At 36.2% G+C, this 25884-nt stretch carries 25 protein-coding genes; 14 read left to right on the top strand and 11 right to left on the bottom strand.

What is annotated here, in order from left to right; translation table 11 throughout:
- Positions 1-20: 20 nt before the first annotated feature.
- Positions 21-608 (bottom strand): helix-turn-helix domain-containing protein, encoded by a 588-nt coding sequence (locus BN2628_RS14935; RefSeq protein WP_074024203.1) that lies wholly within the window; start codon positions 606-608, stop codon positions 21-23.
- Positions 609-868: 260 nt separating this feature from the next.
- Positions 869-2155, bottom strand: a complete 1287-nt coding sequence (locus BN2628_RS14930) for an O-acetylhomoserine aminocarboxypropyltransferase/cysteine synthase family protein (protein ID WP_044227412.1) — start codon at positions 2153-2155, stop codon at positions 869-871.
- Positions 2156-2317: 162 nt separating this feature from the next.
- On the opposite strand from BN2628_RS14930, the gene BN2628_RS14925 reads away from it, so the two are divergent.
- Positions 2318-2779: an Lrp/AsnC family transcriptional regulator gene (locus BN2628_RS14925; protein ID WP_044227415.1), complete on the top strand. Its 462-nt coding sequence runs from the start codon at positions 2318-2320 to the stop codon at positions 2777-2779.
- A gap of 111 nt (positions 2780-2890) precedes the next feature.
- Here the strand turns inward: BN2628_RS14925 and galE are convergent, their stop codons facing one another.
- Positions 2891-3925, bottom strand: a complete 1035-nt coding sequence (gene galE, locus BN2628_RS14920; protein ID WP_044227418.1) for a UDP-glucose 4-epimerase GalE — start codon at positions 3923-3925, stop codon at positions 2891-2893.
- 342 nt (positions 3926-4267) lie between these two features.
- Here galE and BN2628_RS14915 point away from each other — a divergent pair, with 342 nt between their 5' ends.
- The 10 genes from BN2628_RS14915 (at position 4268) to BN2628_RS14870 (ending at position 16109) form a co-directional block, all read left to right on the top strand.
- Positions 4268-4918, top strand: a complete 651-nt coding sequence (locus BN2628_RS14915) for a 50S ribosomal protein L25/general stress protein Ctc (RefSeq protein WP_055098651.1) — start codon at positions 4268-4270, stop codon at positions 4916-4918.
- 10 nt (positions 4919-4928) lie between these two features.
- On the top strand, positions 4929-5492 hold the full coding sequence (pth, locus tag BN2628_RS14910; RefSeq protein ID WP_044227424.1) for an aminoacyl-tRNA hydrolase: 564 nt from the start codon (positions 4929-4931) through the stop codon (positions 5490-5492).
- Between the two features lie 7 nt (positions 5493-5499).
- The gene (locus BN2628_RS14905) at positions 5500-5934 is read left to right on the top strand and encodes an RNA-binding S4 domain-containing protein (RefSeq protein WP_044227428.1); all 435 of its coding nucleotides are present in this window, start codon (positions 5500-5502) and stop codon (positions 5932-5934) included.
- A gap of 82 nt (positions 5935-6016) precedes the next feature.
- Entirely contained in the window at positions 6017-6850 is an 834-nt protein-coding gene (locus BN2628_RS14900; protein ID WP_055098650.1) for an ion transporter, read from the top strand.
- 327 nt (positions 6851-7177) lie between these two features.
- Complete coding sequence (locus tag BN2628_RS14895; RefSeq protein WP_021930947.1) at positions 7178-8197, top strand: branched-chain amino acid aminotransferase; 1020 nt, start codon at positions 7178-7180, stop codon at positions 8195-8197.
- Positions 8198-8349: 152 nt separating this feature from the next.
- A complete protein-coding gene (gene msrA / locus BN2628_RS14890) occupies positions 8350-9201 on the top strand; it encodes a peptide-methionine (S)-S-oxide reductase MsrA (protein ID WP_055098649.1) in 852 nt (283 codons plus the stop codon).
- 134 nt (positions 9202-9335) lie between these two features.
- Entirely contained in the window at positions 9336-10934 is a 1599-nt protein-coding gene (locus BN2628_RS14885; RefSeq protein WP_055098648.1) for a tannase/feruloyl esterase family alpha/beta hydrolase, read from the top strand.
- A 36-nt stretch (positions 10935-10970) separates the two neighbouring features.
- Entirely contained in the window at positions 10971-12374 is a 1404-nt protein-coding gene (locus BN2628_RS14880; RefSeq protein WP_044227442.1) for a C1 family peptidase, read from the top strand.
- Between the two features lie 300 nt (positions 12375-12674).
- A complete protein-coding gene (locus BN2628_RS14875; RefSeq protein WP_044227446.1) occupies positions 12675-13214 on the top strand; it encodes an HDIG domain-containing metalloprotein in 540 nt (179 codons plus the stop codon).
- Positions 13215-13295: 81 nt separating this feature from the next.
- A complete protein-coding gene (locus BN2628_RS14870) occupies positions 13296-16109 on the top strand; it encodes a putative LPS assembly protein LptD (protein ID WP_044227449.1) in 2814 nt (937 codons plus the stop codon).
- A gap of 28 nt (positions 16110-16137) precedes the next feature.
- Here BN2628_RS14870 and BN2628_RS14865 read toward each other — a convergent pair whose 3' ends face one another.
- The 7 genes from BN2628_RS14865 to BN2628_RS14835 form a co-directional block, all read right to left on the bottom strand.
- Entirely contained in the window at positions 16138-17055 is a 918-nt protein-coding gene (locus tag BN2628_RS14865) for a ribonuclease Z (RefSeq protein ID WP_044227453.1), read from the bottom strand.
- 291 nt (positions 17056-17346) lie between these two features.
- Positions 17347-18366 carry a Gfo/Idh/MocA family protein gene (locus BN2628_RS14860; RefSeq protein ID WP_055098647.1) on the bottom strand — a complete coding sequence of 340 codons (1020 nt, stop codon included), beginning with the start codon at positions 18364-18366 and terminating at the stop codon, positions 17347-17349.
- A 125-nt stretch (positions 18367-18491) separates the two neighbouring features.
- Complete coding sequence (gene rpsA, locus BN2628_RS14855) at positions 18492-20285, bottom strand: 30S ribosomal protein S1 (RefSeq protein ID WP_021930957.1); 1794 nt, start codon at positions 20283-20285, stop codon at positions 18492-18494.
- A 165-nt stretch (positions 20286-20450) separates the two neighbouring features.
- Positions 20451-21170, bottom strand: a complete 720-nt coding sequence (locus BN2628_RS14850; protein WP_074024201.1) for a phosphorylase family protein — start codon at positions 21168-21170, stop codon at positions 20451-20453.
- Positions 21171-21200: 30 nt separating this feature from the next.
- A complete protein-coding gene (locus BN2628_RS14845; protein WP_044227459.1) occupies positions 21201-21638 on the bottom strand; it encodes a nucleoside deaminase in 438 nt (145 codons plus the stop codon).
- On the bottom strand, positions 21638-22345 hold the full coding sequence (locus BN2628_RS14840; RefSeq protein ID WP_257606506.1) for an SIMPL domain-containing protein: 708 nt from the start codon (positions 22343-22345) through the stop codon (positions 21638-21640). The genes BN2628_RS14845 and BN2628_RS14840 overlap by 1 nt, the downstream gene beginning before the upstream one ends.
- Before the next feature lie 179 nt (positions 22346-22524).
- On the bottom strand, positions 22525-23190 hold the full coding sequence (locus tag BN2628_RS14835; protein WP_370757474.1) for a YczE/YyaS/YitT family protein: 666 nt from the start codon (positions 23188-23190) through the stop codon (positions 22525-22527).
- 209 nt (positions 23191-23399) lie between these two features.
- Here BN2628_RS14835 and BN2628_RS14830 point away from each other — a divergent pair, with 209 nt between their 5' ends.
- Genes BN2628_RS14830 through BN2628_RS14820 form a run of 3 tightly spaced genes read left to right on the top strand, consistent with a single transcriptional unit; the run spans position 23400 to position 24890 of the window.
- Entirely contained in the window at positions 23400-23783 is a 384-nt protein-coding gene (locus BN2628_RS14830; RefSeq protein WP_044227465.1) for a YraN family protein, read from the top strand.
- Entirely contained in the window at positions 23773-24153 is a 381-nt protein-coding gene (locus tag BN2628_RS14825) for an MmcQ/YjbR family DNA-binding protein (RefSeq protein ID WP_044227468.1), read from the top strand. The genes BN2628_RS14830 and BN2628_RS14825 overlap by 11 nt, the downstream gene beginning before the upstream one ends.
- A gap of 11 nt (positions 24154-24164) precedes the next feature.
- On the top strand, positions 24165-24890 hold the full coding sequence (locus BN2628_RS14820; protein ID WP_044227470.1) for a biotin--[acetyl-CoA-carboxylase] ligase: 726 nt from the start codon (positions 24165-24167) through the stop codon (positions 24888-24890).
- On the opposite strand, the gene BN2628_RS14815 is transcribed toward BN2628_RS14820, so the two are convergent.
- Positions 24865-25749, bottom strand: a complete 885-nt coding sequence (locus BN2628_RS14815; protein ID WP_052431475.1) for a tetratricopeptide repeat protein — start codon at positions 25747-25749, stop codon at positions 24865-24867. The genes BN2628_RS14820 and BN2628_RS14815 overlap by 26 nt on opposite strands.
- Between the last annotated feature and the right edge of the window lie 135 nt (positions 25750-25884).

The raw sequence follows: 25884 nt of genomic DNA, 5'->3' as shown, positions 1-25884 counted from the left end.
TAAGATTTTTGGTCCGATAATCAAATTTTATCCAATGGAGTACGCCTATTCTGCTTTCGCTTTTTATAAGAACTGGGTGTTTCCCCTGTTACACTTTTAAACTGAGCACTTAGATAAGCTACACTGGAATAATTCATCGCATCCGCAATTTGACTCAATGACAATTCCCCATAAAAAAGCAGTTCTTTTGCACGTTCTATTTTCTGTGCTATGAAATATTTTTCAATAGTCGTACCTGTTGTCTCAGAAAATAATTTACTCAACTGGCTATATTCACAACGCATTATTTCCGTCAAAAAATCAGATAAATTCTCTTTTAAACACCCATTATCATGATGTACCAATTTTATAATTTCATTTTTTATTTGCTCCGTAATTTGTTGCCTTCGATCATCAATCAGTTCAAATCCCAATTCATACAAAGACTCTCTTAATTTATAAAGATTATCTTCCTCAACTGAAGTCACAACACAAACTATTCCCAATTCTACCGATTCAGTGCTTATGCCCATAGATTCAAACAAATTGCGAACTACCATAATACAACGATCACAGACCATATTTTTGATATACAAAGTTTGCCTCTTATTATTATTACACTGCATCATAACAACAGATATTTAGAACAATCATAAATACTTCATTCTATTACTCCCCTAGACAAATAAAAAACATTCTTAATTTTTCAAAATTACTATATTCCACAATAAAGCACAAAAATATATCTATTTATAATTACAATTTCATTATTAAATTGTTTCTGGCACAAACTGATTATTAGTAATCTCACAAGTTTGAATTACTTTCCATTAACCAGATAAAATCATCCTCGTATTCTCCATACCAGCACTCAACTATCTCCTTAATATTATATTTTATCGAAAGCTTGCCTTAAGTCATCTAACAAATCCTCAATATGTTCTATCCCTACAGACAGACGTACCGTACTGGGAAATATTCCCTGTTCTGTAAGTTCCTCCGTACTAAGCTGTGAATGTGTAGTACTCGCCGGATGTATTACCAGAGATTTTACATCTGCAACATTAGCCAATAAAGAAAAAATTTCCAGACTATCAATAAAACGATGAGCTTCTTTTTCACCCCCCTTTATCTCAAACGTAAAAATAGATCCAGCTCCACGGGGAAAATAACGTTTATATAAAAGATGGTCAGGATGACCGGACAATGCTGGATGATTTACACTCTTTACTTTAGGATGGCTCTGAAGGAACTTTACTACTTTCAACGCATTGTCCACATGCCGTTCTACACGTAGAGACAATGTTTCCAAACCTTGTAATAAAATAAAAGCATTGAACGGACTGATAGTCGCACCCATATCACGCAAAAGAATAGCACGTATACGTACAATATAAGCTGCTGCTCCCGCTGCATCGATAAAACGCACTCCATGATAACTTGGATCGGGTTCAGTTAACTGCGGAAATTTTCCCGATGCAACCCAGTCAAATTTACCCGAATCCACAATAATTCCCCCCAACGAAGAGCCATGTCCCCCAATAAATTTAGTCGCAGAATGTATTACAATATCTGCTCCATACTCAATAGGACGAATCAAATAAGGAGTACCGAATGTATTGTCAATAATAAGAGGAATTTTATGATGATGTGCAATATTTGCAACTGCTTCTATATCTATAACATTTGAATTCGGATTACCTAAAGTTTCAATAAATATGGCTTTCGTATTTTCTCGGATTGCCCTTTCGAAATTAGATAAATCCTCCGGATTTACAAAAGTTGTAGTCACCCCATAAGCCGGTAAAGTATGTGCTAACAGATTATAACTGCCTCCATAGATAGTTTTAGCTGCAACAATATGATCACCACTCCGTGTTATATTTTCAAAAGCATAGGTTATAGCTGCTGCACCTGAAGCTACGGCCAAACCTGCAATACCCCCTTCGAGTGCAGCCACACGTTCTTCAAATACCCCCTGAGTAGGGTTGGTCAATCGTCCATAAATATTTCCGGGATCTTGTAACCCAAAACGTGCCGCAGCGTGAGCCGAATCTCGAAATACATACGACGTTGTCTGATAAATAGGTACAGCACGTGCACCCGTAGCTAAATCGGGTTGTTCTTGTCCTACATGTACTTGTAATGTCTCAAAACGTAGTTTTCTTGTTTTCATAATCACAATTTTTATAAAATTATTTTCTAACAAAATTAGAAATTAAAGAATTAAAATTCAATATATTTTTTATAATTAGAAAATAAAACTAATTTTGTGTAAGAATTTAGAAAATAAGAATAAAACAATAAACAAAAATATCTTCTAAAAGAAATTTTTTCTATGGACACCTTAGATAAAACAGACTTACAGATACTGAGTATTCTTCAAAGTAACGCCAGACTTACGACAAAAGAGCTAGCTTCACAAGTAAATTTATCATCTACCCCAGTTTTCGAACGTCTTAAACGCCTCGAAAATGGAGGATATATAAAAAAATATATTGCTGTATTAGACGCAGAGAAACTCAATCAAGGATTTATCGTATTTTGCAGTGTAAAACTCTCTAAACTTAATCGGGATATTGCTGCTGAATTTACAAAAATCGTACAAGACATTCCTGAAGTAACCGAATGTTATAATATTTCGGGCAGTTATGATTATCTATTAAAAATCCATGCTCCCAATATGAAATACTATCAGGAATTCATCCTTAATGTACTAGGTAGTATCGATAGTTTAGGATCTTTAACCAGTACATTTGTTATGGATGAAGTAAAACACAATTACGGAATCCCGTTATAACTCTTCCTTTATAGAAAAAGCGAATCCCATAGTTCAGATGACCATGAAATTCGCTTAAATAATTTCAATTTTCAAATAATTCTAAAACTTACCAAAATGCTCTTGCAAATATTACATGATACCGCGTTCACGTAATTTTTGTTGCCATTTCCATGCAGAAGCCAAAGTATCTTCAAGAGTTTCTTTTGCTTCCCAGCCTAATTCTTTATTTGCCCATTCCGGATTTGCCCATACTTTTTCGATATCACCTTCACGTCGACCAACAATTTTGTAATTGACTTTTACTCCTGTAGCTTTCTCAAAAGTTTGAATCAACTCCAATACCGAAACGCCCTTTCCGGTACCCAAATTGAATATTTCTACATCTTGCTTTGACTTACCTCCAAGCATACGATCCACAGCAATGACATGAGCCTTAGCCAAATCCACAACATTGATATAATCACGAATACAGGAACCATCAGGAGTATTGTAATCATCTCCAAAAACACTTAACTGCTCACGTATCCCCATAGCTGTCTGAGTTACATAAGGCAACAAATTTTGAGGAACTCCAAGAGGTAATTCTCCAATTTCTGCAGTCGGATGAGCTCCTATCGGATTAAAATAACGAAGAATTATCGATTTAAATGGTACACCGGAATATATCGTATCTTTAATAATTTCCTCACATATTTGCTTAGTATTACCATAAGGTGACATCGCAGGCTTTATAGGCGCTTTCTCATCTACCGGCAAGATATCCGGCTGTCCGTACACAGTACAAGAAGACGAAAATACAATAGCTTCTACCCCATACTCCGGCATAAGATCTAACAAATTCATTAACGTCACTAAATTATTGCGATAATACAACAAAGGTTTCTGTACCGACTCACCCACAGCCTTGCTCGCTGCAAAATTAATTATGCCTTTAATGCCCTTGTGCTCTTCAAATAGTTTGCGAAGAGCATCTTTATCTTGAAGATCCATTTGAACAAAAACCGGACGAATTCCCGTAATATGTTCTATACCATCAATAACACCTGCATTGGAGTTAGATAAGTTATCCAATACCACAACTTCATATCCGGCATTCTGCAATTCTACAGTAGTATGCGAACCAATATATCCGGCACCACCGGTCACTAAAATTTTACCTTTCATAATTTGCCTTTCGTTATTTTAATATGTATAATTTAAGGATTATAGTGAGCTACAAAAATAGTTAAAAACAAAAACATACAGAACTAATTTTCACATAAATTTCCGCACCAAATCGACAAATATTATCTATACTTCAATTATAAAACTCACCAGACATAACATATGATATATCCAGATTTTATTGACTAAAAACTTTTTACCCAAACAATCTTATTAAAATATTGAATCTCCCTATTAGATTATCAAAAAATATTTTTACCTTTGCCTCGCTTTTTGAATAGTACCGTGTGATGGGAAATTAGGAAGCAAACTAATTTTGAGTAACACAAACAAATTAAACAAATGAAAACATTCCAATTAGAAGGAATTCCCCGTGTAGACTTGGGGAAAAAAGCTGTAAAAGCTATCCGTAAACAAGATTTAATCCCTGCAGTACTCAATGGCGGAGAAATTGTTGAAATGCCTTGTAATAAAGCATTAAAAGCTGGAGAAAAAGTTGTTGAAATAGCTAATAACAAAGGTCTTATCGTTACAGACTTTACTGTTTCTAATGACGCTGTTCGCAAACTTATCTATACTCCCGAAATTTTTGCAGTAGATCTGACCATCGGAGAAAAGAAAGTAATGGCCGTTGTAAAAGACGTACAATTCCATCCGGTAAATGACCGTATCCTCCATATGGATTTCCTTGAAGTTAACGATAAGAAACCTATCGTAATGGAAGTTCCTGTAGCCCTTGAAGGTCACTCTGAAGGTGTTAAAGCCGGTGGTAAATTAAGTCTCGAAATGAGAAAGCTTAAAGTAAAAGCTATATATACTCAAATCCCTGAAAAGTTGGTTATCAATATAGACAATTTAGGTTTAGGTAAGACTATGCAGGTAGGAGATCTTCATTTTGAAGGTCTTGAAATCATGAATGCCAAAAATGCTGTGGTTTGTGCCGTTAAGTTGACAAGAGCAGCCAGAGGTGCCCAAGCAAAAAGTGGTAAATAATATTGCTTAAATGAAATATTTGATTGTAGGGTTGGGCAATATCGGTAGTGAATACGAAAATACCCGACACAACATAGGATTCAGAGTATTGGACGCTTTAGCTAAGGCGTCCAATCTTATTTTTAGTGATGGCCGCTACGGAGCCACATGCGAGATGAAAATCAAAGGCCGCACATTGGTGTTGCTGAAACCATCCACATATATGAATCTAAGTGGTAACGCTGTAAGATTCTGGCTACAAAAAGAAAATATTTCCATCGAAAACCTTTTAGTTGTTGTCGATGACTTGGCATTACCATTCGGTACTTTACGACTTAAACCGAGAGGTAGTGATGCCGGACATAACGGACTAAAACATATACAACAAATATTAGGAACCGATAACTATGCACGTTTACGATTTGGTATCGGAAATGACTTTCCTCGAGGAGGACAAGTAAATTTTGTTTTAGGCAGTTTTCCTCCAGAGGAAGAAAAAATATTACCCGAGAAATTTGAACGGGCAGGTGAAATAATCAAAAGTTTTTGCTTAGCCGGAATACAACTCACCATGACACAGTTCAACAATAAATAAACGAACTATGGGTAAAGAAAACGAAGTGCGTATAGACAAATGGATGTGGGCCACCCGCATTTTCAAAACCCGTACTATTGCAGCCGAGGCTTGTAAAAAAGGTCGGGTATCGGTATCGGGAACCACAGTAAAACCTTCACGTACTATCAAAATTGGAGATATCATACAAGTACGTAAACCACCAGTTACATATTCTTTCAAAGTATTAGCATTGACAGAAAACCGAATGGGAGCTAAGCTCGTACCCGAATTTCTCGAAAACGTGACACCTCCTGAACAAATGGAGATACTCGAATTGAGCCGTATCAGTGGTTTTATCAATAGAAGTAAAGGTATGGGAAGACCGACAAAACGAGATAGCCGAGAACTAAAAAAATTTACCGAACAACAATATTTCGACGACACCTTCGATTTTGATTTCGACTTTGATAGCGAAGATTAATTAAAAACAAAATAAACCGCCTATTTGTTATATAAGACAGTGGGTATATATACTGTCTTATTTTTTTAAGAGGGTTCATAATATGACATCATTCAAACCATCAGATGAACTAAAGCAAAAACTCTACGTTATCATTTTTAAATCAGATACGAAGGGCGGAAAACTGTTTGACGTATTGCTTCTGATTGTCATTGTTTTTAGTGTCCTCCTCTCTATGCTTGAGAGTATCGTAGAATATGATAAGCAATACCTCATACCCTTCCACATAGGAGAATGGATTATAACTTTTCTTTTCACAATAGAATACATTTTACGTATTTACTGCGTTCCCAATAAAAAGAAATATATATTTTCATTCTATGGCATTATCGACTTTCTTTCTATACTCCCTGCTTTTATTAGTATTCTATTTAGTAGTACCCGGTATTTCAGCATTATCAGATCTCTGAGGTTACTTCGAATTTTCCGCATCTTGAAACTATCCCGATATGTAAAAGAAAGTAACCATCTGGCCGAATCAATAAAACGAAGCGCAAAAAAAATATTACTCTTCTCTTATTTCATCATTATTATGGTAACTATATTAGGAGCCATCATGTATGTTGTAGAGAGTAAAGTAAACCCAGGATTCGGCAATATACCCGAAAGCGTATACTGGGCTGTCGTTACCCTCACAATGGTAGGTTACGGAGATATTACACCTGTAACTTTTCTCGGACAATTGATTGCAACTGTCATTATGCTTCTCGGCTACTCGATCATTGCCGTACCTACTGGTATCGTTTCTTCAGAAATGATACGCAGCCATCGCATGAAAGATGTTGTATGCCTTAAATGTGGGAATCAAGAACACGATAAAAATGCATTTTATTGCCATCAATGTGGTTCTCGACTGCCTGTATCCAAATCACCATAAAAATTATATTATCTTAAACTATATCCGACTTTTTTACAAATCCATTTCTAAAATTTCGTTGAATATATTTTTTCGATTTTATATAGAAAAAACTGATTATCCGATAAATAAAAATACAAAGTAGAAAGATATTCAAAACCAGTCTTCACGATTTCATCAAATAATTTAAACGGCTTCTATAGAAAAAAATAGCATTTATCCATCAGAAACTAATATTTTATCAAAAAAAATACGCTTATTGCTAAAAAACATTAACTTTGTGAATCAATGAAAGAATATTGAAAAATTATATAGAATTAAAATATCGATTCAAAAAAATTTAATAGTATGGAAACTATAGACTGGTCGAATCTATCGTTCGGTTATATGCCGACCGATTATAATGTACGCTACACATACAAAAATAATGCATGGGGCGATTTAGAAATTTGGGATACTCCCGACATCAATTTGCATATGGCTGCAACATGTCTTCACTATGGCCAAGAAGGATTTGAAGGATTAAAAGCCTTCAGAGGTAAAGATGGAAGAATACGAATCTTTCGACTCGAAGAAAATGCAGCACGTTTACAAAGTACCTGTCGAGGTATCATGATGGCCGAACTATCAACAGAAAAATTCAAAGAAGCCATTGTTACAGTTGTAAAGAAAAATGAGAGATTCGTTCCTCCTTACGAAAGCGGAGCATCATTATATATACGTCCTTTACTTATCGGGACAAGTGCCCAAGTTGGAGTAAAACCATCATCTGAATATTTATTTGTTGTTTTTGTAACACCTGTTGGCCCTTACTTCAAAGAAGGATTTAAACCAACCCCAATGGTAATACTAAGACAGTATGACCGTGCAGCACCTTTAGGCACAGGTATCTACAAAGTTGGAGGTAACTATGCCGCCAGCCTGGTAGCTGGAGAGAAAGCCCATGCAATGGGATACTCTGCAGTATTATATCTCGATGCAAAAGAGAAAAAATATATAGACGAATGTGGACCAGCCAACTTTTTTGGAATCCGAGACAATCACTACATCACTCCTAAATCATCATCTATTCTTCCCTCAATCACCAACAAAAGTTTGATGAAAATTGCCGATTCGATGGGTATGATTGTCGAACAACGTCGAGTACCAGAAGAAGAACTTGAAACTTTCGAAGAAGCCGGAGCATGTGGTACAGCCGCTGTTATCAGTCCTATCGAACGCATAGATGACTTAGATGCCAATAAATCTTATATTTTTTCTAAGGATGGCAAACCTGGGGTAATATGTGAAAAACTTTATAATAAACTTCGGGCCATTCAATACGGAGACGAACCTGATACCTTCGGATGGATAACTATTGTTGAATAAATATCATAAATTCAAAAATACCTTTATCAAAAATCCTGCCTAAAGCAGGATTTTTTTGTCATTTTTATAAACAAATCATACAAGCAACTTGTTAATAAATACATAAGATTATAAAGATTCACACATTTGTATTAACCATAGTTGCTATAATAATGGATTTTAACGACTTATCTTACAAAAAAACTTATGTTGCTCTACACAACAGCTGCAACCAGTCTCTCAAAGAGGGAAATGACAACTCCTACGAGGACGAAACTTATAATTGTAAAAACTGTAATACCCCTCTATTCTCACTCAAAAACAAACTGGCTTCCCGAATAGGATGGTTCTCTTTCGCCAATGCTATACCTGGAAAAATCCGACACCAACCTGTTACAGAAAATATACGTTCCGAAATTTTTTGCAACTGTTGCGGTACTTTTTTAGGATATATATTTTTCAGCGAACGTTTATCATCAAACGGATTCAGATATTTTATCAATGCTCTTTCTGTAAAAATCAAAAATAAAAATTTAGAAAACGTAACTCGAACCGCATGGCTAGCTGGTGGCAGTTTTTGGGGTATCGAATATTATCTTAAAAAACTCAATGGCGTACTTTATACCACTGTCGGATATATGGGAGGCGAAATAGAAAATCCTACATATAAACAAGTATGCACGCAAACAACAGGACATTATGAAACCGTAGAAATTCAATATGAACCTCGGAAATTAAGCTATGAAAAACTCCTTAAATACTTTTTCGAAATACATGATTTCACCCAAACAAATGGACAAAACTCAGATATTGGACCACAATACCGTTCTGCAATTTTTTGGTCTACTCCTGAAGAAAAGGATATTGCAATCAAACTTATGAAACGACTTTCACAAATGGGCTTTAAAGTAGCTACTCAATTACTTCCTGTAACAAAATTTTGGCCAGCAGAAAACTATCATCAAGATTATTATATGCATAAGCAAGATCAACCCCACAGTCATAAATATCACAAAATATTCTGAATACTTCTATCCCCCTAAAACAATAATAAGTCATAAATCAAATTATAACCTTTATATTAGTTTCTTCCCGACATTGACATTCTCTGCTTTTTATTTATCTTTGCAGTAACAGAGATACATTAGCCTTTAAAATCATGTTTAGAAACCTTCACTCTATTTTCCTATTTTTATTGTTTTCACTCATCGGATATAACATATCCGTTTCGGCACAAACCGCATCTGAAAGAATAAAACAATCTTATACGACACTCCATCCACATATCATCATTAACAATATAGAAGATATCACCGGAGGAAACTTTATTGAGCCTTACTCTCAAAAGATAATGACCGGACTACCTCCATTCCGACGTATTTCATTAATATCACGACCTACATCCGAATCAAACATTGGAATAGAAGTATGGATGCCCATTGAAAACTGGAATGGGCGTTTTTTAGGTACAGGAACTGGAGGAGGAGCTGGATATATAAATTTTTGGGCTCTTGAAATCGGGCTAAAACGAGGGTTTGCCGTTGCCAATACAGACATGGGAACTTCTCCGGCAGCACATGAGGTGTATGAATATCCCGAACGATGGAAAGACTTTGGATATCGAGCAACACACGAAATGACCGTAGTTGCAAAAAAATTCATAAAAAAATATTATGGAAAAGAACCACTCTATTCTTACTTCCAAGGTTGCTCTACAGGAGGACAGCAAGCTCTCTCCGAAGCCCAACGCTACCCTGAAGATTACAATGGAATATTAGCCGGAGCTCCAGCCAATAACCGCACACATCTACACACCATGTTTTTATGGTGCCATGCTCTATGCAACGAAAATCCAGAATTGATGTTTTCAAAAAAACAATTACAGAAAATAACTGAAATTGTCATACAAAAAAATGTGGGTAAAGACGGGGGAGCTCCAACTGACCATTTTCTCACAGACCCAAGAATTGCCACCATCGATACGGAAATCTTCAAATCTTTTCTATCAGAAAAGCAAATAAACATATTAAAAAAGATACTCAACGGACCTGTCAATCCAAATACAGGAGAAAGAATATACTGCTCTTTTCCTTTAAACAGCGAAGATAAACCATCTGGACAAGAATACTTTCAAGGAAAATCAGCAGTCAACGAACTTTTGTACCCATTTATCTGGGCATTTGGAAAAGATTTCGATTACCGCAAATTTGATTTTGACAAAGATTTAGAAAAAGTCGATTCTATACTGGCACCAATATTAAATGCAAACAATCCAGATTTAAGACCATTGAAAAAAAATAATGGAAAAATCATAATGTACACAGGAACATGTGATCCCATTGTTCCTTTTCCTGACGCAATAAATTATTATGAACGGGTAATAGAACAAACAGGAAGTTTAGAAGAAACACAAACATTTTTCCGTTATTTCATTATTCCTGGAATGAATCATTGTGCCAACGGTCCTGGAGTAAACGACTTTGGACAAGGATTTCCTACACCTCCAAATCCAGACAAAGAGCAAGATATTCTCACCTTATTGATGGACTGGGTAGAAAAGGGAAAAGCCCCTGAGCGAATAATAGCCACCCGATATAAAGATAATTCCAGAAAAGAAATAGAAATGCAACGACCTGTATATCCATATCCAGATTTTCCTCATTATATAGGAGGAGATCCGACTTTACCCCAAAACTATAAGAGAAAAACCCACCTTAGAAACAATGTTCCTATTCCGGCAAAAAAATATTTGAAATAAAACAAACAAAAAATAATACATATAATATACTCAACTATGAAATCCTATTACTTACCAATAGCATGCTTCTTTCTTAGCATCTCTCTATTGGCAAATAGCCAACAAACCGAAAAAGGTGGCATTTCTTCTGAAATGCTGCAACAAATCAAACAATCATATCAGGGAACATCAACTGATAAAGCGATACGCAATGCTATTTGCAATAACGATATAAATAAACTGGCCATAAACATTGACAACAAAAATAACTTTGATACCTATTTCTCTCACAAAATCAATAGTAAAGGTATCACCGACCAAAAATCATCTGGACGATGTTGGCTATTCACGGGATTGAATGTATTCCGAGCACAAGCTATTGCCAAATATGATATGGGAGATTTTCAATTTTCTCAAGTCTATCCTTTTTTCTGGGACCAGCTCGAAAAAGCCAACCTCTTTCTACAAGGAATCATCGATACCCGCAAAAAGCCTATAAACGATAAGATGGTAGAATGGCTCTTCAAAAACCCCTTAAGTGACGGGGGACAATTCACTGGAATATCCGATATTTTAAGCAAATATGGTGTAGTTCCAGCAGAAGTTATGACAGAGACAAACAGTAGCGAAAACACCAGTCGTATGGCATATTTGATAAAGCTAAAACTAAGAGAGTTTGGGATACAATTACGTAATGAAGCGGCCCAAGGAAGCTCTATTGCCTCATTAGAAAAAAGCAAGATACAAATGTTAGGTACTATATACCGTATGCTGGTACTCAACCTAGGAGAACCACCTGCCTCATTTACCTGGACACGAAAAGATGCCAAAGGCAATCCGGTTGAAACCAAAGAATATACACCTATGTCTTTCTTCAATGAATTTATAGGAAAAGACTTAACCAATAACTATGTCATGCTAATGAATGATCCCAGCCGCGACTACTATAAGCTATATGAAATAGATTACGACCGCCATCGCTATGATGGTAGAAACTGGACATACGTAAACTTACCAATAGAAGACATCAAAGAAATGGCTATTGCATCCATTAAAGATAGTACTATGATGTATTTTTCATGCGATGTAGGCAAATTTCTCGATAGAGAACGAGGCTTACTCGATACAGACTATTATGATTATGGTTCTTTGATGGGAACTACTTTCAATATGGATAAGAAGCAACGTGTACAAACTTTTGCAAGCGGTTCATCTCATGCAATGACTTTGATGGCCGTAGACTTAGACCCAAACGGTAAGCCTAAAAAGTGGATGGTAGAGAATAGTTGGGGACCAGGTGCAAACAATGGACATTTAATCATGACAGACAAATGGTTTGACGAATACATGTTCCGTCTTGTCGTCGATAAAAAATACATTACTCCAAAAGTAAAAGAAGTACTAAAACAAAAAGCAACCCTCCTGCCGGCCTGGGATCCGATGTTTGCTGAGGAAAAATAAAATTTACAACATACAAACAAGACAATTTCTTTTTTCAAGAGAATATGAAAATACCCTCTTGAAAAAAGGAATTGTATATGATATCTTAATTTAAAATCCTATCTGATAAAAATCTGAAGTCAAAGGACAAAAGCAGAACTTACATATAACCAGACTTCTAAATAAAAAACATACTACAGAATAATAAATAAAAAGAATAACCTATTTTTTGATAATTTTAAACAGCCTCTAAGTTTATTTGTAAATTGCACGCTTTCTTTTTCAAAAAGATTTTGTATCATTGCATAAAATAAAGAGGATATGGACCCGCAAACAATAATAAAAAAATACTATACACCCGGTACTAAACTTTATGATATACTTGTAGACCATAGTCAATTAGTAACAGAAAAAGCATTGGCTATAGCCAATGCCCACCCTGAATTTAATGCAGATAAGCAATTTATTGCCGAAGCTGCCATGTTACACGATATTGGAATTTTTCTAACTGATGCTCCAGATATTGAATGCCATGGAGCGAGACCATATATTTGCCACGGGACTTTGGGTAGTGAACTTTTAAAAAAAGAAGGATTACCTCGACATGCCCTTGTCTGCGAACGGCATACAGGTGCCGGACTCTCCCTTGATGAAATTATAGCTCAAAATCTACCTATCCCGCATCGGGACATGCTGCCCATAAGTATTGAAGAGCAAATAATCTGTTTTTCAGACAAATTTTATTCCAAATCAGACCCTTTAAAAGAAAAAAGCCTCGATAAAATACGTAAAAGTATGGTCAAATATGGAGAAGCATCTGTCCATCGTTTTGAAAGCTGGTGTAAATTGTTTCTTCTCTAAAATATATTAAATCCCGCCCAATCCCTTATAAGTTGGGGTAAATTATGTATTTTTGCAGTCCGATAACCTATAGGTTTGCGAATGTCGCCAAAAAATAAAATTTATATATCCATCTTAGCTGTTTTCTGCACATTGTTGATGCTCGGCCTGAGTGCACAAACTAAGCGGATTTCAACTCCTGCACTCCGTCCGGTAACAGCCAATGTTATACCTGACAGTACCGTAAAAGATTCCTTGGCTGCCATTCTCAATCTTATTGATTCTCTTCATCAAAAAAAGAATGACTCCATTCCTCCTATTGCAATAGATTCATTAAAAAATGATTCCCTTCCAAGTGATTCTACAAAGAAATCTAAAAAAGCAGGATTAGATGATGTGGTAGAATATAAGGCAAACGACTCTATCGTATTTTTGGGTAATAATATGGCCTATATGTATGGGCAAGGGGTCGTCAACTATCAAGATATAGAACTTGATGCCGATGAGATACGAATGAACATGGATAGCAGTATGGTATATGCCGTAGGACGTCCAGATACAGCCGGTGAAATAGTCGGAAATCCGATTTATAAAGATAAAAGCGGAGAATACGAATCCAAAACCATGCAATACAATTTCAAATCGAAAAAAGGATACATAACAAATATCATTACCCAGCAAGGAGAAGGATACTTGACAGGAGGACGTACAAAAAAAATGGACAACGATGAGTTCTACATGGTAGATGGCAAATACACTACATGTGACGATCATGAACACCCCCACTTTTATCTACAACTTACCAAAGCCAAAGTACGTCCCAAAAAGAATATCGTTACAGGTCCTGCCTACATGGTACTCGCCGATGTACCGTTACCTTTAGCCATACCATTTGGCTTTTTTCCATTTACAGACAAATACTCTTCCGGTATTATTATGCCGACATTTGGAGATGAAAGTGCCCGAGGATTCTATTTAAGAGATGGAGGATATTATTTTGCAATTAGTGATTATATAGATTTGGCCTTAACCGGTGAAATTTATACCAAAGGGTCTTGGGGGCTCAATGGTCAATCCAATTATATAAAACGATACAAATACTCTGGAAATTTCAATATTGGGTATCTGGTCACCATATTAGGAGACAAAGGTATGCCCGATTATCAAAAGCAAAAGAATTTCAGATTGACATGGAACCACTCTCAAGACTCGAAAGCAAATCCCAATATGAGTTTCTCTGCCAACGTAAATTTCACAACCAGTGGTTATGACCGCAACAATTTAAATAGTTATTATAATTCAGCAACATTTACGGAAAATACCAAAAGTTCTACGGTAAACATGACTTATAATTTCCCGAATGCACCTCTCAGCATTTCAACAACAGCCAGTATAAACCAAAGAACAAAAGATTCGACCTTATCTGTGTCATTTCCGGACTTTACATTGAATCTAAGCCGTGTATACCCATTCAAGAGAAAAAATCCCGTAGGAAAAGAACGCTGGTATGAAAAAATAAGCCTCAACTACACTGGTATATTTCGCAATTCCATCGAAACCAAACAAAATCTATTTTTCAAATCTAATCTGATTAGAGATTGGCAAAACGGGATGCAGCATACTATTCCTATTTCGGCCACATTTAATATGCTGAAATATATAAATATATCTCCATCTTTTTCTTTCACCGACCGTATGTATACCAACAAAATCATGCGGCAATGGGATCCTAAAGCTTCTCAAGAAGTACGAGATACTACTTACGGGTTTTATAACGTATTCAATTATAGTTTTGGCGTAAGCGCACAGACCAAACTTTACGGTTTTTATAAACCCCTACCCTTTTTAGGTGATAAAATTGAAATGATACGCCATGTGTTCACTCCAAGTGTCAGTTTTAGTGGCGCACCGGATTTCGGAAGCTCCCGATATGGATTCTGGCAAACTTATACCAAAATAGATGCAAATGGCCGACGACAAGATGTAGAATACTCACCCTTCTCAGAAGGTATGTTCGGGACTGTTTCTCGTGGAAAACAGGGAGTGATATCTTTCAATATGAGCAATAATCTCGAAATGAAGGTTAAATCTGACCGAGATACTACAGGTGTCAGGAAAATTTCTCTTATTGAAAACTTATCAGCAGGTATCAGTTATAACATGGCTGCTGATTCCATGAAATGGAGCAATATCAACTCATCTATACTAATAAAACTAACCAAAGGATTTAACCTTCAAATGAGTGCCACATGGGATACTTATACATATAAACTCAATTCTGCAGGACAACCAGTACGAGTAAACATCCCCCGATGGAAAGCAGGCAAAGGCCTCGGTCGCCTATCAAGTACCGGTACATCATTTTCTTATACCTTCAATAACGATACCTTTAAGAAAAAAAATAAAGACGATAAAAAAAGTAACGATGATACCGGTCCTGCCTCTACCCAAATAGATAATAGCCAAAGTACTTTGAAATATGAAAATGAAGAAAATAAACAAGAGGAAGAGAATAATACCGATATGGAATTTGGAAAAGACGGTTATATGATCTGGAAAGTACCTTGGAGCCTTTCGATAAATTACTCTATAAACTATGGCTATGGTGACTTCAATTATAAGAAAATGGAATATAACGGCAAAATCACTCAAAATCTGAGTTTTTCCGGGAATATAAGCCCGACCAAAAACTGGTCATTCAATTTTTCTGCCAGTTATGATTTTGACCGGAAAAAAATAGCTTATATGAATTGCGGTATTACTCGTGATTTGCACTGTTGGAGTATGAGTGCAAACTTTATACCTGTGGGACCATACAAATCTTACAATTTTCACATCAGCGTAAAATCATCTCTATTAAGCGACCTGAAATACGATAAGAGTGGAAACTCTTATGATCGTTTACAATGGTATTAATACTTAGGAAGCCCCTTGAAAAACTTTATTATTTTCCATCTATCGGGACCACAAGACCTTCATTGGCCAATATTGTATTCGGAAAAACCATCCGGGCCTCATCCAAAAAAATAGAATCATTTAAATAACGGGCCGAATAATGTCCCAGTAATAATTGCCCTACACGGGCTTTTAATGCCATAGTAGCTGCTTGCTTGGCTGTCGAATGGAAAGTTTCCTTTGCTCGCAAAACATTATCTTCAGCAAATGTAGACTCATGGTATAACAAGTCTACTCCTTCAATATAAGGAAGCAATTTTTCAGTATAAGCTGTATCGGAACAATATGCATAGCGTATCGACCGATCCGCCGGGCGGGTCAATCGTTCGTTCAAAATAATCCGGCCATCAGGCGTTACGTAATCTGCTCCCATTTTTATATCAGCCAACAACTTCACCGGAATATTATAAAACCTTACCATATCCCCCAACAGATGCCGAGGCTTTTGCTTTTCCTCAAAAAGAAATCCACAAGTAGGTATACGATGCTTTAAAGGCAATGTCCGCACAATCAAAGAACGGTCTTCATATATATTTTCTCCAGGAACAATCGGATTGAATCTTAACGAAAAAGGCAAATCTCGACAAAAGTAATCGAGCATAGCTCTAAATGGTTTTTCAGCTTCATAATGCACATGAACCACCAGTTCTCCGGAATAACCCAGTAATGCTAAGGTTGAAATCAAACCTGGCAATCCAAAACAATGGTCTCCATGCAAATGCGAAATAAATAAATGTTGCAATCGGGAAAATCTTAATTTCTGACGACGAAATTGTAACTGGGCACCTTCACCACAATCAATCATAAACAATTTCTCCCTCACATTCAACACCTGTGAACTGGGTAAATGACGAGTCGTCGGCAAAGCCGAGCCACATCCCAAAATGTTCAATTCAATATTTGCCATTATCTAAAATTCCCATCTCTATAAGTGGTATAACAAATATAACTTATCTAAATTAATAATCCAATAAAAAAGTATTCATTTTACAGATAATATATACAGATATTCCGTCCCCAATAATAACACAGGTATCAGATACTATATTTACATTACCAGACCAAAAGATATCCTCATCCTATCGACTATCTCCCGGTGTTCAAAATTTGAAAGACACATTTAAATATGTTCGTAATCTCGCCTTGATATTACTCAGCCTCCAATAACATCAAAATATCAATCACATGACAAGTCATTTTACCTATCTGCAGGATAGACTACACCTATTTGCTTGCGTATTTCATCTATAATTTCTAACGTAACCAAAGAATTTTGGTGACTATTAATTTTCGATTCCAATAATCCTTGTTCAATTAAGTTAATGAATTCAGCAACCTCATAATAATATTCATTTTTATTCAATTCAACACCTATCGATTCACGAAGAGCCTGAGGGCCTCTCCCCGACATTGCAAGAGGTCGAGGCAAGTAAGTAACATCTCGTATAATATGAATCCCGTCCATAAGAAGATTCCCCTCCTCACCTTCTATCTCAGATGGAAGATAAGAATTGGCTATTTTAGAATACAATACAGTTGCATTTAAACCTTCATACTGAAAATTAACAGCTCCTTGACCGTCAGTTCCGGAAGAGAGAAGAATACCCGTTGCATCTATTTTAGAAGGCTTTCCCCAAAGGACTACCATCGGATAAATAGTATAAATCCCTATATCCATAATCGCACCATTCGACAATGCCGGATTAAAGGCGTTCATTACAACCCCTTCTTTAAACTTATCATATCTGGAAGAATACTGGCAATAACTGGCAAAATAACGACGAATAGTCCCTAACTTCTTCATATAATCTCTGACAATAAGAAAATTAGGATTCAATGTCGAAATCATGGCTTCCATTAACGTTACATGATACTTATGAGACGCTTTTATCATTTCCTGTACTTCCAATGCATTTGATGCAAACGGCTTCTCACACAGTACATGTTTCCCGTAACTCATACACAATATACTCTGAGATGCATGCACATAATTAGGCGTAGCAATATAGACCGCATCAATTTTCGAACTTTTCGCCATATTCTCCAACGAAGAAAAAGTACACGGAATATGATGCTTAGCAGCAAATGCCTCGGCTCGTTCCTGTGAGCGTGAGCAAACAGCTGTCAATTCGAAACGAGAGTCTTGTCGTGCGCCAGCAATAAACCAGTCACTAATCGTATTCGTTCCTACTACTCCAAAACGGACTTTCTTTTCCATATCCTAAAAATAGGGATAATTCAAACTATATAACAATTTCAAATTATAAATATAAAAAGAAAATACGGGAACTACACAAAACTGTAGCCCCCGTATTCTAATAGCCTATAAATTTGTCAATCAGATCATTTCTTTTCTGATTCAAGTTTTTCTTTCAAAGCAGCAAGTTCTTCAATGTCACCTAATGTAGTTTTTTCTACATTATTATTAATAGCTACATTTTCATCTGCCTTAGCAGCCTTCTTGGATGCTTTCTTAGCTGCAGCTTCTTTCTTTGCTTCAGCTTTAGCTTCATCTTCAAAAATACGGCTGTGAGAAAGGATGATACGCTTTGCATCCTTGTTAAACTCGATTACTTTAAATTGGAGTTTTTCATCCACCTGAGCTTGAGTTCCATCCTCTTTCACCAAATGTTTAGGAGTTGCAAATCCCTCTACACCATAAGGTAATGCAATTACAGCACCCTTATCTAACATCTCGATAATAGTACCTTCGTGTACCGAATCTACTGTAAAAATAGTTTCGAATACATCCCAAGGATTCTCTTCCAATTGTTTATGACCTAAACTTAAGCGACGATTTTCCTTATCAATTTCAAGAACCTGAACTTCGATTTCAGCTCCAATCTGAGTAAATTCAGACGGGTGTTTGATTTTCTTTGTCCAAGAAAGGTCTGAAATATGAATCAATCCATCTACACCTTCTTCGATTTCTACAAATACGCCAAAGTTAGTGAAATTACGTACTTTAGCCATATGACGAGAACCTACGGCATATTTGGTTTCGATATCTTCCCAAGGATCTGGTTTCAATTGTTTGATACCTAAAGACATCTTACGTTCTTCACGATCCAAAGTCAAAATAACGGCCTCAACTTCATCTCCTACTTTCATAAAGTCTTGAGCACTACGCAGATGTTGTGACCAAGACATTTCTGATACATGTATAAGGCCTTCAACACCCGGGGCAATTTCAATAAATGCTCCGTAATCAGCCATAACAACTACTTTACCTTTAACCTTATCGCCAACTTTAAGATCTGCACTGAGCGCATCCCAAGGATGAGGCATCAACTGCTTCAAACCTAAAGCAATACGTTTCTTCTCATCATCAAAGTCAAGAATTACAACATTCAATTTCTGATCCAAAGAAACAACTTCTTCCGGATGACTTACGCGGCCCCAAGAAAGGTCCGTAATATGAATCAATCCATCTACGCCACCCAAGTCGATAAATACACCGTAAGAGGTGATATTCTTAACGGTACCTTCAAGTACCTGACCTTTTTCGAGTTTTGCAATAATGTCTTTTTTCTGTTGTTCCAGCTCAGCTTCAATAAGAGCTTTATGGGAAACAACCACATTTTTGAATTCCTGATTGATTTTAACCACTTTGAATTCCATCGTTTTTCCAACGAACACATCATAATCACGAATAGGCTTAACATCAATTTGAGAGCCCGGCAAAAATGCTTCAATACCGAACACATCAACAATCATACCGCCTTTCGTACGACACTTGATAAACCCTTTAATGATTTCATCATTTTCAAGAGCTGAATTAACGCGATCCCAAGAACGAGTAGCGCGAGCTTTCTTGTGAGACAATACTAATTGTCCTTTTTTATCTTCCTGACTTTCAATATATACTTCTACAGTATCACCTACTTTCAAATCAGGATTGTAACGGAATTCGTTCATCGAAATGACACCATCCGATTTGTAACCGATATTTACAACGACTTCTCTTTTGTTCATAGAGATTACTGTACCTTCGATTACTTCTTTGTCTTTAACTGTGTTTAAAGACTGGTCATAAGTATTTACCAATTCTTCTCGGCTCTTATCACCATACACTTCGCCTTTCTCATAGGCATCCCAGTCAAAATTTTCGACTGGAGAATTTTTTAATTCTTCCATTTAATTAATTAGTTGATTTTCATTAATAAATTAGACATTATATGGTCTTTCAAAATCGGGTACAAAGGTAAATAATGTTTTCTTATTTACAAAAATTAAACTTCTCTTTTTTAGACGATTTGGAAAAAGAGAAGTTTTTAAGACATTACAACACGATACAAATACTCATTTTTTCTTTCTCAACAAATGCTCATCTACAATTTTGAAACAAGCATCTTTGAGCTTTTGCGTCGCCATGCTCAAATTATCATCAAATTGTTGTGCCGTAGGTCTATCTGCACCGACCAAATCTGTTATAGCTTTCACACATAATATCGGTGTCTTATACAACTGTGCTACCCAAGCTACCGCAGCAGCTTCCATATCTTTCACTTCTCCTCCGGTCTGGCGCATTTGCTCAGCATCATCTTCAGTCATATCCAAAGAACTGCCAGTTGTACAAATTCCCTGTTTAAATCCTCCCAAACGAGCTATCTCATCTGAGTCTATACAAGGGAAATACCCTTGCCCCATCCTGTTCCATCCGGGAATATCGACCCTCCGGTCATGGAATACTATATATTTATGACTCAAATATACATCTCCTATTTTTGCACCTTTAGACGCAAAGCCCCCTGCCGTCCCCGCATTAATAATAATATCGGGATGATAATATGCAATGGCCAAGTGTGTACTCAAAGTTGCGGCTTCACATCCAATATAATCAAAACCTGTATCGGCATCTTTTCCATTGGTTACTAATGTAATCTCTATATTTTTATAATTGCCTTGATATACTTGGCTCGGAGCCTGCCCAAAACGACCTCCCTGATGCATCAATCCAAAATGTTGTATAAGAGGCTTGGCCTCAGCAGCCATAGCGACAATGAAACATATCTTTTTCATATGGTTTTTCAAGTATAAATATAATAATTATCAGCGTTTTTTCTTAAAAAATTCTTTCATCAATGCAGCACATTCTTCTTTCATAACACCACTTGTCACCACAGTTTTCGGACGTAATGCTTCCGGAGCAAATTTACGGAAACCACGTTTATCATCTGACGCCCCATATACAACTGCCCCTACCTGAGACCAACCTAAGGCACCAGCACACATTACACAAGGTTCTACTGTGACATACAATGTACATCCTGTGAGATATTTTCCCCCTAAGACATTCGCCGCTGCTGTTATTACCTGCATCTCTGCATGAGCTGTTACATCAGTCAATGTTTCCGTCAAATTATGTGCTCGAGCAATAATACGTCCATTACATACAACAACCGCTCCTACCGGAATTTCATTACGGTCACGAGCGGCTTCCGCCTCACGAAGAGCAAACTTCATGTAATATTCGTGAGAATTTACCATCAATCTTTTAGATAATAATCAACTGTCGTCACGACTCTAACTTTCTTAATGTAAGGCGTGTTTGCATCTCGGTCATCAATAGAAAATTGACCTTGATATGCCGTTTTTATCTTACCTAATTCACTCTCAGAATCTTTCGCAAACTTGACAGCAGCATTTCGTGCATTCTTTGTTGCCTGCTCTATCATTTCAGGCTTTATATCATTAAGTTTAGTAAACATAAACTGCGGACGATATTGGTAATCTCCCACAGAAATAGCAATGCCCTGTTTCAACAAATCGGTTTGCCGATACATCAGCTCCCTCACCTTATCTATCTGGGTTGACGTAACCGTAACGACAGAAGTTACATTATAACGATAAGGGACTCTGTTATTTGAATACCGGTCAGCTTCCATGTCTATAATCTGAGGGGCAGAAGTAGTAATCTCACTATCGGTAATCCCATTTTTCTTGAGAAAATTTATTATCGTCGAGTTCTTTTGACTTACCGTCGTATAAATTGAAACCAAATCATTCCCTATCTCTTTATATGTCAGTGGCCATATAACCATATCAGCCGAAACTTCTCTTTCTGCTAAGCCCTTTACACTCACCACTCGGTCTTTATTCTTTACCTCGATAATAGCATGTCCCAATGCCCATCCGGACAAATACAATCCAATGGCAATGATAACGGCAACAACAATCATCTGACTTTTTCCCATCTCCGTATTATTTTAATTAATAACCGCCGTTTGTCTCGTTATGAAACTTCCAGACTTCTTATACAAATATAGAAAACAAAATCCAATATTTCAATATATCCCAAACATTATTTTTCTTTTATAGCAATACAAGAGGAGAATATACTTCATGCCCCACAAATATCCGTAGCCCTAAAAGACTATCTCAAAATTGGAAATAATCTGTGAAGCATCTTTCTCGTCATGATTTTTTGATTTAAAAAAGTCACTATATAACCTGTTATACATGCTGCAATAAATGACCCTTCACGAATACCTTCAATTCGCTGGGTAAACATTAAGGAAATAACAACAGCCAGTGAAACCAAAGTAATATCAAAATATACCTTGAATTTTCCGAACTCTTTATTACAATAACGTGAAGCATATTTTACAAAACCTTCAGCACTCATCATCGCCACCCGAGGCTTTATTTCAAGTACGACACCTATCGATTGTATAACGCATCCTATAATCAATAAAGCTAAAGACATCAAATAATCATTAGGATGCAACCCCGTCGTTATTATCATATTGAAGTCGATAAATGCCGAAAATATAAATGAAAATGGAATTTGTAGAAGAATTTCTATGACATCTTGCCTGCTACCAACCTTTCTTACAAGCCACAACTGTCCCATAATCAACAATACATTTACGATAAATGTCCAAGCCCCCAATGTTAAAGGCGTATTAAGACTCAGCACATAATTCACACTGGATATAGGTGTAGTTCCCAAAGCTGAACGCACAATCAATACAATACCTACGGCTAAAAAATACAATCCAACGACAAATACCAAATACTTCTCCAAAATTTTTTTCATCTGCATATCAAACTTATTTTTATCTCAAAAATCATTGCAAATATCCCATTTTTTTATCTAAAAAAGACATTGTTTTCTTATATTTTTNAGCAAGTTTCTTTCTATGACAATCTTTTTAGAAATCCTTCAATCTTCAATTCATACAAATCTTTCATAAACTATTATTTATATTGACTATCTTTGTATTCAAAATCTCAAATTCCGATAATATGGCAAAGCACAATATTCTGGGAAAGAATGGAGAAAAAATCGCAGCAGAATATTTAGTTAAGCAGGGATATGACATACGTGATATAAATTGGCGAAACGGCCGATATGAAATAGATATCGTTGCTACCCAAGGTAAATATCTGGTCATTGTCGAAGTAAAGACTCGCCAATCCGATATATTCGGCTTACCCGAAGATGCCATAAACGACAAAAAAATCAGACACCTGATAGATGCCGCTGACTCCTACATCAAACAAACCGACTTACCGTTTGACATACGATTTGATATAGTCTCTATCATATGCAAAGAAAACTCTTACGAAATAGAACATATTCAAGACGCATTTTATCCACCTATACAAAGTAAAAAATATGGATATTGAATCTTTACGGGAATACTGCCTTAGCTTCCCACAAACAACCGAATGCTTTCCTTTCGACGAAACTACTTTAGTATTTAAAGTAGCAGGAAAAATGTTCTTATATACCGACATCAGTAACAGTACCGAAACATGGGCTAATGTAAAATGTGACCCGGAACTGGCAATAGAACTACGAGAAAAATATCCAACCGTATTACCCGGCTATCATGCAAATAAAAAATATTGGAATACAATACAATATAGCCGAGTTAAAGACAGTCTTTTTAAAGAATGGATACGACATTCTTATCTCGAAGTAATAAAAAAATTACCCCGGATTCAACAAGAAAAAATCCTGCATCAATTCGAGGAAATGGATAATAAAAAATAAACCCTTATTTTATGTTACTACAATTAGAAGAGACCGACTCTACCAATAATTATCTCAAACAACTCCTATCAAAACAGGAAATCGAGGAATGTTCGGTTGTCATTGCTGAAAAACAAACTTCCGGACGAGGTCAAAGAGGTAATAGTTGGGAATCTGAACCGGGCAAAAACTTGACCTTCAGCATAGTCTTATATCCTCATCATATTCCGGCATCTCGACAATTCGCTTTATCACAAATAATTTCTCTGGGGATTATCGATATTTTACAAAAATTTGGTCCCGGTTTTTCTATCAAATGGCCTAATGATATTTACTGGAACGAAAAAAAATTGGTAGGAATACTTATCGAAAATGAGCTCACCGGGCATACATTCAATACGGCCATCGTAGGCATCGGTATCAATGTCAACCAAGAACTTTTTTTATCCACAGCCCCAAATCCTATCTCCCTTAAACAAATTACAGGTAAAGATATCGACCGATACTCCTTACTGTCCGATATCTTAAATGCCATAATGAAACGTTATTATCATTACGAAGAAAACAATGATAAAACATTAAATGACAGCTATATGAAATTCCTTTTCAGAAACAACGGCACATATTTTTTCAAAACCGAAAATGAACTATTTAAAGCTTCTATAAAAGGTATCGAAAATGATGGTCACCTGATACTCGAAACCGAAAATGGGGAAGAACGAAAGTACGCATTTAAAGAAGTCTCTTACGTACTTTAGGTTTCAATGCTTCAGCTTTAGAAACTTCCGAACGCTGTACATATATATCATACAAAACTTGTTTTACATAAGGAGTCATACCTTTAGCCGATACTTTCTCCAAATAGTAAGCCGCAGAAGCGAAGTCACTGTCCAATATACTGTCCTTCTCTTTTTTATAAACAGCGTACTGCATACGGTTTGGAGAAGTCAAATCATTAAAATTACGGTCCAATGCTTTTAATGCTTCCGAACCTTTCCAATAATAATAATTCCCAAGAAATAAAGAAGCATCAGTATTTTGAGAATCAAGCTCCAATATCTTTTTATAAATACCCACCGATTCCGCCTCCTTTCCTGTCATAAAAAGAGCTTCTCCTTTTACTTTCAATATCGCAATATTATCAGGAACAGTCAGTAACAGCTCATCGGCAATAGTCACAATTTCCTCATAATTATTTCTAAATCGATAATAACGAAGCAAATATCCATTTATTATTTTTTTCAACCAAGGTTGTTCTCCCTTCATCAATATCAACATATTCTCATATATCGGAGTATCTTGCATATTCCGAGCCAGACGTTCTACACCTATGAACAGAGAATCAAGAGAAACTCCGTTTTTTTCTGACAATTCGATATAATGCATTACCGACTGAGAAGCTCCAATCTTTGACGACGCAATAATAGACGATACATATAGAGGAAGGTAAGTCGGATTTTCTGTTAATAATACATCATACATCATCATAGCCTCATTCCACTCCCTATTATTGAAATGGGTTTCGGCTTTACGGTATAGTTTTTCATTTGTAATACCAGCGGCACAAGACATTACTGTAAAAAAGACGCACAACGATATAGAAATCCATTTTTCCATATTTCAATTTATCTGAATCACTACGACAAATGTACTAAAAAAGCGACATATCACATTACATTTTTTTACCAGAGCAGAGAAGAATCACTCAAAATAGTTATTTTTGACAAAAAATAACGAGACATAAATTATAAA

This window comes from Gabonia massiliensis (assembly GCF_001403595.1).
In the GTDB taxonomy this organism is placed as follows: Bacteria; Bacteroidota; Bacteroidia; order Bacteroidales; family Coprobacteraceae; genus Coprobacter; species Coprobacter secundus.
This window is presented reverse-complemented; position numbering and strand designations above follow the sequence as displayed.

Excerpts from the sequence above, each read along its gene's own strand:
- BN2628_RS14935 (WP_074024203.1), bottom strand. The coding sequence starts at position 608 with ATGATGCAGTGTAATAATAATAAGAGGCAAACTTTGTATATCAAAAAT.
- BN2628_RS14930 (WP_044227412.1), bottom strand. The coding sequence starts at position 2,155 with ATGAAAACAAGAAAACTACGTTTTGAGACATTACAAGTACATGTAGGA.
- BN2628_RS14925 (WP_044227415.1), top strand. The coding sequence starts at position 2,318 with ATGGACACCTTAGATAAAACAGACTTACAGATACTGAGTATTCTTCAA.
- galE (WP_044227418.1), bottom strand. The coding sequence starts at position 3,925 with ATGAAAGGTAAAATTTTAGTGACCGGTGGTGCCGGATATATTGGTTCG.
- BN2628_RS14915 (WP_055098651.1), top strand. The coding sequence starts at position 4,268 with ATGAAAACATTCCAATTAGAAGGAATTCCCCGTGTAGACTTGGGGAAA.
- pth (WP_044227424.1), top strand. The coding sequence starts at position 4,929 with ATGAAATATTTGATTGTAGGGTTGGGCAATATCGGTAGTGAATACGAA.
- BN2628_RS14905 (WP_044227428.1), top strand. The coding sequence starts at position 5,500 with ATGGGTAAAGAAAACGAAGTGCGTATAGACAAATGGATGTGGGCCACC.
- BN2628_RS14900 (WP_055098650.1), top strand. The coding sequence starts at position 6,017 with ATGACATCATTCAAACCATCAGATGAACTAAAGCAAAAACTCTACGTT.
- BN2628_RS14895 (WP_021930947.1), top strand. The coding sequence starts at position 7,178 with ATGGAAACTATAGACTGGTCGAATCTATCGTTCGGTTATATGCCGACC.
- msrA (WP_055098649.1), top strand. The coding sequence starts at position 8,350 with ATGGATTTTAACGACTTATCTTACAAAAAAACTTATGTTGCTCTACAC.
- BN2628_RS14885 (WP_055098648.1), top strand. The coding sequence starts at position 9,336 with ATGTTTAGAAACCTTCACTCTATTTTCCTATTTTTATTGTTTTCACTC.
- BN2628_RS14880 (WP_044227442.1), top strand. The coding sequence starts at position 10,971 with ATGAAATCCTATTACTTACCAATAGCATGCTTCTTTCTTAGCATCTCT.
- BN2628_RS14875 (WP_044227446.1), top strand. The coding sequence starts at position 12,675 with ATGGACCCGCAAACAATAATAAAAAAATACTATACACCCGGTACTAAA.
- BN2628_RS14870 (WP_044227449.1), top strand. The coding sequence starts at position 13,296 with ATGTCGCCAAAAAATAAAATTTATATATCCATCTTAGCTGTTTTCTGC.
- BN2628_RS14865 (WP_044227453.1), bottom strand. The coding sequence starts at position 17,055 with ATGGCAAATATTGAATTGAACATTTTGGGATGTGGCTCGGCTTTGCCG.
- BN2628_RS14860 (WP_055098647.1), bottom strand. The coding sequence starts at position 18,366 with ATGGAAAAGAAAGTCCGTTTTGGAGTAGTAGGAACGAATACGATTAGT.
- rpsA (WP_021930957.1), bottom strand. The coding sequence starts at position 20,285 with ATGGAAGAATTAAAAAATTCTCCAGTCGAAAATTTTGACTGGGATGCC.
- BN2628_RS14850 (WP_074024201.1), bottom strand. The coding sequence starts at position 21,170 with ATGAAAAAGATATGTTTCATTGTCGCTATGGCTGCTGAGGCCAAGCCT.
- BN2628_RS14845 (WP_044227459.1), bottom strand. The coding sequence starts at position 21,638 with ATGGTAAATTCTCACGAATATTACATGAAGTTTGCTCTTCGTGAGGCG.
- BN2628_RS14840 (WP_257606506.1), bottom strand. The coding sequence starts at position 22,345 with ATGGGAAAAAGTCAGATGATTGTTGTTGCCGTTATCATTGCCATTGGA.
- BN2628_RS14835 (WP_370757474.1), bottom strand. The coding sequence starts at position 23,190 with ATGAAAAAAATTTTGGAGAAGTATTTGGTATTTGTCGTTGGATTGTAT.
- BN2628_RS14830 (WP_044227465.1), top strand. The coding sequence starts at position 23,400 with ATGGCAAAGCACAATATTCTGGGAAAGAATGGAGAAAAAATCGCAGCA.
- BN2628_RS14825 (WP_044227468.1), top strand. The coding sequence starts at position 23,773 with ATGGATATTGAATCTTTACGGGAATACTGCCTTAGCTTCCCACAAACA.
- BN2628_RS14820 (WP_044227470.1), top strand. The coding sequence starts at position 24,165 with ATGTTACTACAATTAGAAGAGACCGACTCTACCAATAATTATCTCAAA.
- BN2628_RS14815 (WP_052431475.1), bottom strand. The coding sequence starts at position 25,749 with ATGGAAAAATGGATTTCTATATCGTTGTGCGTCTTTTTTACAGTAATG.